Origin of the sequence: Segatella buccae ATCC 33574 (assembly GCF_000184945.1) — a bacterium.
Lineage (GTDB): Bacteria > Bacteroidota > Bacteroidia > Bacteroidales > Bacteroidaceae > Prevotella > Prevotella buccae.
Window position 1 is genome coordinate 318,300 of record NZ_GL586311.1, and the last position, 8,527, is coordinate 326,826.

At 53.1% G+C, this 8,527-nt stretch carries 5 protein-coding genes; 2 read left to right on the top strand and 3 right to left on the bottom strand.

Translation table 11 applies throughout. From position 1 onward, the window contains the following. The 3 genes from HMPREF6485_RS01365 to gltX all read right to left on the bottom strand — a co-directional run. On the bottom strand, window positions 1-1,021 hold a 1,021-nt coding region (locus tag HMPREF6485_RS01365; protein ID WP_004344155.1), incomplete at its 3' end, for a threonine aldolase family protein. Window positions 1,022-1,105: 84 nt separating this feature from the next. Then, entirely contained in the window at window positions 1,106-2,410 is a 1,305-nt protein-coding gene (locus HMPREF6485_RS01370; RefSeq protein WP_004344156.1) for a 3-deoxy-D-manno-octulosonic acid transferase, read from the bottom strand. A 5-nt stretch (window positions 2,411-2,415) separates the two neighbouring features. After that, on the bottom strand, window positions 2,416-3,933 hold the full coding sequence (gene gltX / locus HMPREF6485_RS01375) for a glutamate--tRNA ligase (protein ID WP_004344157.1): 1,518 nt from the start codon (window positions 3,931-3,933) through the stop codon (window positions 2,416-2,418). A 113-nt stretch (window positions 3,934-4,046) separates the two neighbouring features. On the opposite strand from gltX, the gene HMPREF6485_RS01380 reads away from it, so the two are divergent. Both HMPREF6485_RS01380 and HMPREF6485_RS01385 read left to right on the top strand, forming a co-directional pair. Continuing rightward, window positions 4,047-6,149 carry an HD family phosphohydrolase gene (locus HMPREF6485_RS01380; protein ID WP_004344159.1) on the top strand — a complete coding sequence of 701 codons (2,103 nt, stop codon included), beginning with the start codon at window positions 4,047-4,049 and terminating at the stop codon, window positions 6,147-6,149. A gap of 259 nt (window positions 6,150-6,408) precedes the next feature. Continuing rightward, window positions 6,409-8,025 carry a porin family protein gene (locus HMPREF6485_RS01385; protein ID WP_004342477.1) on the top strand — a complete coding sequence of 539 codons (1,617 nt, stop codon included), beginning with the start codon at window positions 6,409-6,411 and terminating at the stop codon, window positions 8,023-8,025. Window positions 8,026-8,527: the final 502 nt, after the last annotated feature.

Sequence of the window (8,527 nt, forward strand, 5' to 3'; positions counted from 1 at the left end):
TCAACTGCTCCAACCGATCGAGATCTTCAGGAGTGGTGGCCCAAGAAGTGACAAAACGGCACACCATCTGGGTGTCGCCACGCGGTTCCCAATGGGTGAATATCACATTGCGCTCAAGTTCTTTCACTTTCTCGTTGTCGATGACTACAAACTGCTGGTTGGTGGGCGAATCGATGAAGAGTTCATACCCCTTGTCCTTGAACATCTGCTTCATGCGCTCTGCCATGTCGATGGCATGACGGGAGATGCGCAGGTACAGCCCGTCGGTGAAAAGGGCGTCAAACTGCACTCCCATAAGACGGCCTTTGGCACTGAGTGCGCCATGCTGCTTGATGATGGAGAAGAAGTCGCGCGGAGCGTTGCCATGAGGGAAGACAACCGCCTCGCCACACAGGGCTCCCACCTTGGTACCGCCGATATAGAACACATCACAGTGGGAGGCGATAAACGGAAGGTCGACATCGCTCTCGTGGGACATCACGCCATAGCCCATGCGGGCACCGTCGATGAAGAGGGGCAACTCGTATTTGCGGCAGGCGGCATAGAGGTCTTCCAGTTCGGCTGCACTGTAAATCGTGCCAAACTCGGTGGGGAAGGTGATATAGACCATGCCGGGCTGTGCCATGTGGATGCGGTTTCCGTTGTTGAGAAACCACTCCATGTAGCAGTCCAACTCGTTGACGGTGATCTTTCCATTGATGCCGGGGATGGCCTCCACCCTGTGTCCGGTATGCTCGATGGCCGCACACTCAAGCACGTTGATGTGCCCCGTATCGGCCGAGACGACCGACTTGTAACTCGGGATGTAGCCGTTGATGACCGTCAGATTGGTCTGCGTGCCGCCATAGAGGAAAAAGATGTCGGCATCGGGAGCACAGCAAGCCTCACGAATTTTCTCTTTGGCAGACAGCGTCCATTCATCAAAACCATAGGTGAGACTCTGCTCTCTGTTGGTCTCAGCCAAATGCTGAAGCACCAACGGATGGGCACCATTGTTGTAATCGCACTCGAAAGAAATCATAGTTATAAGTTTTAAAGTTGGTAATGAGATTGTTCAAGATATGAAGAATGCGGAAGCCAACCGATCGGTCAAGACGCAGAAGACCTACAATGATATGCCGGAAAGGATGATGTCGGAAGCGCCGGAGCGACTCTTGACAAACCTGCCGGCTTCTTCGCCCGCCCGGCGAAGCGCCTCACGGTCGGCACAAAAGCGGTCTATAAGAGCGGCAAAGTCCTCATCGCCGATGATTTCAAAGCCTCCCTTTACTGCCAACAGCCCTTGGGCCTCCTGAAAATGCTTGTTGTTGGGACCGAACACCACAGGTATGTCCCACACGGCAGCTTCAAGCACATTGTGAATGCCCACGCCGAAGCCGCCACCCACGTATGCCACGCAGCCATAGCGATAGATGGATGACAGCAGACCAAAGCAGTCGATGATGAGCACATCGGCCGTGGCGGCTTCCTCCTCGGTGGTGCGGGTGTAGCGCACCACTTTGCGTCCTTCGCCGATGAGTGCCACAATCTGTCTGAGATGCTCCTCCCCGATGACGTGGGGCGCGATGATGAGTTTCCACTCGGGATGCAGGTTGAAATACTTCAAAATGATTTCTTCATCGGGAAGCCAAGAAGAGCCGGCGACAAAAACAGGTGATGGGTGATGGGTGGTGGGTGTTAAGTTCTCCGGGGCAGATAATTGGGAGGAAGCTGCGACAGGGGGCGTATCAGACAAGCCGCCCTGTACAAAACGCTCCACAATGGGGAGCTGCTTGCTGGCTTCCTTGATTTGCAGCACCCGGTCGAAGCGCGTGTCACCGCTCACGACAACATTGTCTATACCGATAGAGGACAGCAGACGGCGACTCTCCTCGTTCTGCACAAAAAAACGGGTGAAGCAACGCAACACAGCGGCATATTGGCGGCCATACCATTTGAAGAACACTTGGTCGGGACGGAAGATGCTCGACACGCTGTAGGCCGGCACTTGACGGTGCTTCAAGATGTGGAGATAATTGTACCAAAACTCATATTTGATAAAAAACGCCATCACCGGACGAACCAAGCGCAGGAAACGGATGGCGTTGAGGGGCGTGTCGAGGGGCAGATAGCAGATGATGTCGGCCCCGGAATAGCCCTTACGCACTTCATAGCCCGACGGAGAAAAAAAGGTGAGGAGTATCTTGTATTCGGGATGTTCCCTGCGAATGCGCTCCATCAACGGACGCCCTTGTTCAAACTCACCGAGCGAGGCGGCATGAAACCATACATAACGGGCTTCCGGCTCCACCTTGCTTCTCAATACATCGAAGGCCCGGCGCTCCCCACACCACATCTTGCGGACCTTCTTACTGAACAGGCTGGCAACGGCCACGCCCAACAGATAAATGTAAATGATGAGATTGTACATAAGTTTTAGTTTAGAACTTCGATAGCCCTGCGCAGCCGACGGAGCGTCTCTTCCTTGCCCAAGAAAGCCGAAATATCGAACATGCCGGGGCCTTTGCCCTCACCGACGAGTGCCAAGCGGAAGGCATTCATGATGTCGCCGAGCTTGTAGTCCTTGCTTTCCACCCACTGCTTGACTACGGGTTCCTGTCCTTCGATAGAGAAGTCGTCGATGCCTTCGAGCACTTCTGCCAGTTCGGTCATCTGCCGGACCGAGTAGTCTTTCCATCGCTTCTTGCGCGTTTTCTCGTCATACTCGGTCGGAGCGATGAAGAAGAAAGAACAAAGGGGCCACAGCTCCTTCACAAAATCCACGCGGTCTTTCATCATGGCCACCACTTCCGTAATGCGCTCCATGCTCTCGTCCACCCCATTATTGGCCACAATGGGGGCAAAGAGGCCTGCTATCTCCTCGTTGCTCTTGCGGAGGATGTATTCGTGATTGAACCAGATGCCTTTCTTGAAGTCGAACTTGGCACCGGCCTTGGAGCATTTCGTGATGTCGAATGCCTCGACCAGTTCGTCGAGCGAGAAGAGTTCCTGCTCTGTTCCGGGATTCCAGCCGAGCATGGCGAGGAAGTTCACCACCGCCTCGGGAAAGTATCCGCTCTCACGATAGCCCGAACTCACCTCTCCGGTCTTGGGGTCGTGCCACTCCAGCGGGAAGACCGGAAATCCGAGACGGTCGCCGTCGCGCTTGCTGAGCTTGCCCTTGCCCTCAGGTTTGAGCAGCAGGGGAAGATGGGCGAAACGGGGCATCGTGTCTTCCCAGCCGAAAGCCCGGTAGAGAAGCACATGGAGCGGCGCACTGGGAAGCCACTCTTCGCCGCGAATCACATGGGTAATCTCCATCAGGTGGTCGTCGACGATGTTGGCCAGATGATAGGTAGGCAGTTCGTCAGCACTCTTGTAGAGCACCTTATCGTCCAATATGTCGCTCTTGACGCGCACGTCGCCACGAATCATGTCGTCCACATGCACCTCCTGTCCCGGCTCTATCTTGAAGCGCACGGTAAACTGCTCACCATCGGCCATGAGCCGGTCGACCTCCTCTTTGGGCAGCGTGAGCGAATTGCGCATCTGCATACGGGTACGGGCATCATACTGAAAGTTCTCTATCTCGTTGCGTTTGGCCTCCAGTTCTTCCGGAGTGTCAAAGGCTATGTAGGCTTTTCCACTATCAAGCAACTGCCTGACATATTGCTTATAGATTTCCCGGCGCTCGCTCTGGCGGTAAGGCCCGTGGTCGCCTCCGAAGGAAACACCTTCGTCGAACGGTATGCCGAGCCAGCGAAACGACTCAATGATATATTCTTCAGCGCCGGGCACAAAGCGGTGGGAGTCGGTGTCTTCTATTCTGAATACAAATTCGCCGCCGTGCTGACGGGCGAAAAGATAATTGTAAAGGGCGGTACGCACGCCGCCGATATGCAATGCGCCGGTGGGGCTGGGCGCAAAACGCACTCTTACTTTTCTTTCTGCCATGCTCAAGATAATATAGCTATGAAAACATTTTTGTGCAAATTTACATATTTTTTTTGTAGGTTAGGGTATTTTTTTCGTAAATTCGCAGAGTAAACCACATAAAACAGGCATTCATGAACATATTCAAGACATATCCCGAACACTACTGGCGAGATTTCTTCACACGCACGGCACTCATCCTTGTCACCGTAACCATCATCGTGTGGTTCCTGCCCCGCAACGAGGGTCAACAGTTCCGCTACGATGTAGGGAAACCGTGGATGTACGGCTCGTTCATCGCCAAGTTCGACTTTCCCATCTACAAGACCGACGCTGCCATCCGCAACGAGCGCGACTCGCTCATGCGCACCTTCCAACCTTATTATAATTACAACCCTAAGGTGGAGAAAGAGCAGATAGCACGGTTCAAGAACGACTTCAAAGAGGGCATCCCCGGACTGCCCCACACCTATCTGAGCACGGTCGTCGACCGCCTGCACCGACTCTATCAGGCGGGCATCATGAGTACGCCCGAATACAACCGCATCTACAACGACACAACCAACATGCTGCGTGTGGTGAGCGGTAAGACAGCCCAGAGCTTCCCCATCAACTGTATCTACTCCACCATCGGAGCTTACGAACAGTTGTTTCTCGATGAAAAACTGGCACCGCAACGGCAGATACTGCAACGCTGCGACCTCAACAACTACATAGAGCCCAACCTCACCTACGACAAAGAGAAAAGTCAGACCGAACAGAACGACTTGCTGGGCAGCATTCCACTGGCCAGCGGAATGGTGATGAGCGGACAGAAGGTGATAGACCGGGGAGAGATCGTCGACGACTACACTTACAGGGTGCTTAATTCTTTCGAGAAAGAAATGAAGCGGCGCAGTGCCACGGAGGAAGAAATCACCACCACCATCATCGGCCAGACCATCTTCGTCTTCATCCTCGTGATGCTCTTCACCCTCTACCTGGGTCTTTTCCGCAAGGACTATTTCGAGAAGCCCCGTAGCATCACAATGCTCTACTCCATGATTACACTCTTCCCGATACTGGTATCACTGATGATGAAACACAACCTCTTCAGTGTCTACATCATCCCGTTTACGATGGTGCCCATCTTCATCCGCGTGTTCATGGACACTCGCACGGCCTTCATCTCCCATGCCACGATGGTGCTGATATGCGCGGCGGCGGTGAAATACCAGTATGAGTTCATCATCGTGCAGCTCGTGGCGGGCCTCGTGGCCATCTACTCATTGCGCGAACTGTCGCAGCGGGCGCAACTCTTCAAGACCGCCTTGCTGGTCACGCTGGCCAGCATAGTTGTCTACTATGCACTCCAGCTCATGCAGGAAAACGATTTCTTTGGCTTCGACCGCAGCATGAACATCCACTTCATCGTCAACGGCATCTTCCTGCTGCTGGCCTACCCACTGATGTACCTCATCGAAAAGATGTTCGGTTTCATTTCCAATGTGACGCTCTTCGAACTTTCCAACACCAATAAGGGACTGCTGCGCAATCTGAGTGAGATAGCCCCGGGAACATTCCAACACTCCATCACCGTGGGCAATCTGGCTGCCGAGATAGCCAACAAGATTGGGGCCAACAGTCTGCTGGTGCGCACAGGGGCACTCTACCACGACATCGGAAAGATGACCAACCCCGTCTTCTTCACCGAAAACCAAGTGGGAGTCAATCCGCACGAGCGGATGTCGTGCAAGGAGAGTGCGCAAATCATCATCAGCCACGTGAACGAAGGACTGCGACTGGCCGAAAAGGCGAACCTGCCCAATATCATCAAAGACTTTATCAAGACTCACCACGGCACGGGGTTGGCCAAATTCTTCTATGTGAAATACCAGAACGAGCACCCCAACGAGATCGTCAACAAGGAAGATTTCCAGTATCCCGGTCCCAATCCGTTCACCCGCGAGCAGGCCATTCTCATGATGAGCGACGGTGTGGAGGCGGCTTCGCGCTCGCTTGGCGAGTACACCGAGGAGAGCATCAGCAATCTTGTCAACAAGATGATCGACGGCGAAGTGGCCGACGGAATGTTCACCGAGTGCCCCATCACCTTCCGCGACATATCACAGGCCAAGCAGGTGCTCATCGACAGATTGAAATCTATCTATCACACGCGTGTCCAATATCCCGAACTGAAAAAGGAGGTGAAGCCGGAGGCGCAGGCCGCCGAACAGGAAGAACTGGTGGAAAATTAAACGTGAGGATAGACAACCGGCAGTCTCATCGCCCCCATCATGGCATGGCCGAAAGAATACATCAACGGGGTGGGCTTCGAAAACACAGTTTCTTCGTCTGCCCGTCACCTCCCAACAACGCCTCCGGGCTGCACACACACGTCGATTTGTGCATCAAAATACGCCCAAGAAGTTAACATAACTTAAATACCGATGGTTACTTTTAGACAAAAAGAACAATATGTGTAACTTTGCGAACAATTTATTATAGGTATTTAAGATGAATAAATTAAAATTTGTTTTGTCAGGCACATTGCTTTCCACCGCAATGGCCGTTAACGCCGGAGGCATCCTTACCAACACCAACCAAAGCGTGTCTTTCCTCCGCAATCCGGCCCGCGACGGCGTGATAGCCATCGACGGTGTATACAGCAACCCGGCCGGTGTAGCCTTTCTGCCCAAGGGCATACACCTTTCTTTCAACAACCAGTCGGCTTTCCAGACCCGCACCATCCGTAGCGGCATCACCATACCGGCACTCCAAGGCACTCCTTTCCACCAACCGTTCAAACTGAATGGGGGCGACGAATATGGCATCAAGGAATTTAAAGGTGAGGCTTCAGCCCCCATCCTGCCCTCCATCCATGCTGCCATCAACTATGACAAATGGGGCTTTCAGGCCGGTTTCGGTCTTGTAGGCGGTGGCGGAAAATGCACCTTCAACCACGGACTGGGTTCTTTCGAGCGACAAATATCGCTCCTGCCTGCCCTCTTGGCGCAAACCAATGCCGGCTATCAAAAGAAATACGGCATCGACTTGGGCCTTGGCTCCAACAAACCGGGCTACAGTGTGGAGAGCTATATCCACGGACAGCAGTATGTGTTCGGCTTACAGTTGGGCACCACCTACAAGTTCAACGAGCATCTTTCCGTCTACGGCGGTTTCAGGTTCAACTTCGTTTACAACAAATATGAAGGAAACATCAAGAACATCAGCGTGAACATCGGTGAAACCAACCAAAACCTCTTCGACTATCTCGGCACAAAAGCCAAAGCCCTGAGCGAGCAGGCCGATCTTTACAAGCAGCAGGCCGAAAACTATCAGATGCTGGCCGACCAGGCCAAGGCAGCCGGCAACACAGCTGCAGCAGCCCAATATCAAGCCGGGGCCGACAAGCTGAAGCAGGGCGCAGCCTTGAGTGCAGGCGGCGCACAGACGATGGAGAGCGTGAGAAATCAGGTGGCCGACAAGTATCTCGACTGCACACAGAAAGGCTGGGCCATCGCTCCCATCATCGGTGTGGACTACCGTTGGAACAAGCTCAACATCGGTGCGCGTCTTGAGTTCACCACCCACTTCAACATACAAAATGACACCAAGCGAGACGACACCGGTCTGTTTGCCGACGGTGTGAACACTCCGGGCGACATGCCGGGCATCTTCACCATCGGCGCACAGTATGACATCCTGCCCCGGCTGCGCGTGATGGCGGGCTACCACTACTTCTTCGACAAGGACGCGCGCATGGACAAGGAGAAGCAGAAACTTCTCGCAGGCAACACGCAGGAGTTCAATGCCGGTGCCGAATACGACATCACCAAACGCATACAGGTGAGTGCGGGTATGCAACGCACGAAATACGGGCTCGGCAACGGTGCCTTCCTGAACGACATGAGTTTCGTGGTGAGCAGCTATTCCGTGGGCTTGGGCGTAGGCGCACAGATTTCAAAGAAAGTGAAAGTCAACATCGCCTACTTCTGGACCAACTACGAGACATTCCACAAAAGCTACTCGCAGGACTATACAGCCGCCGGGAAGACCATCAAGGCCGAAAATACCGACGACTTCACCCGAACCAACAAGGTGTTCGGCGTGGGACTGGATGTCAACATCTAATAGTAGGAAAAAAATGGCTCGGGGCGTTCTGCCCATAACATTTACAGGGGAAAACGAAGGAGTGCCGGAAGCAGGCACTCTTTCCTCCTGCCAAAAACCGGTATCTAAATCAATGAATGGTTTTGTCAAACAAATTATGCTTTTTCACCCTTCATACGTGCGATATTCTCACCGAACAACTCGTCGGGTTTCAAATACGCGATTTTGAGCAAAGTTTTTAAAGTACAGACTATCAGTACTTTGAATCTTATTGACACGATTTGGGGGCTGAAAACAGGCCTGAAATAGGCCAAACAAGCTTGCAAAAGGGCCACAGTTGCGATGCGACTGTGGCCCTTTTGGCTTCCAACTGTGGCCCTTCTGTCGGGCGAAACGGCCCAAATGGAAAATCAAGGTGACTTGAATGCCCCCTTCAGAAGCCCCAACACAGTGTTTCAACACCATTTTTTCAACCTATCCGGAGCATTTTCACAAAAGGGTTTTTGTAAACAAAATCACCTGC

Excerpts from the sequence above, each read along its gene's own strand:
- HMPREF6485_RS01370 (WP_004344156.1), bottom strand. The coding sequence starts at position 2,410 with ATGTACAATCTCATCATTTACATTTATCTGTTGGGCGTGGCCGTTGCC.
- gltX (WP_004344157.1), bottom strand. The coding sequence starts at position 3,933 with ATGGCAGAAAGAAAAGTAAGAGTGCGTTTTGCGCCCAGCCCCACCGGC.
- HMPREF6485_RS01380 (WP_004344159.1), top strand. The coding sequence starts at position 4,047 with ATGAACATATTCAAGACATATCCCGAACACTACTGGCGAGATTTCTTC.
- HMPREF6485_RS01385 (WP_004342477.1), top strand. The coding sequence starts at position 6,409 with ATGAATAAATTAAAATTTGTTTTGTCAGGCACATTGCTTTCCACCGCA.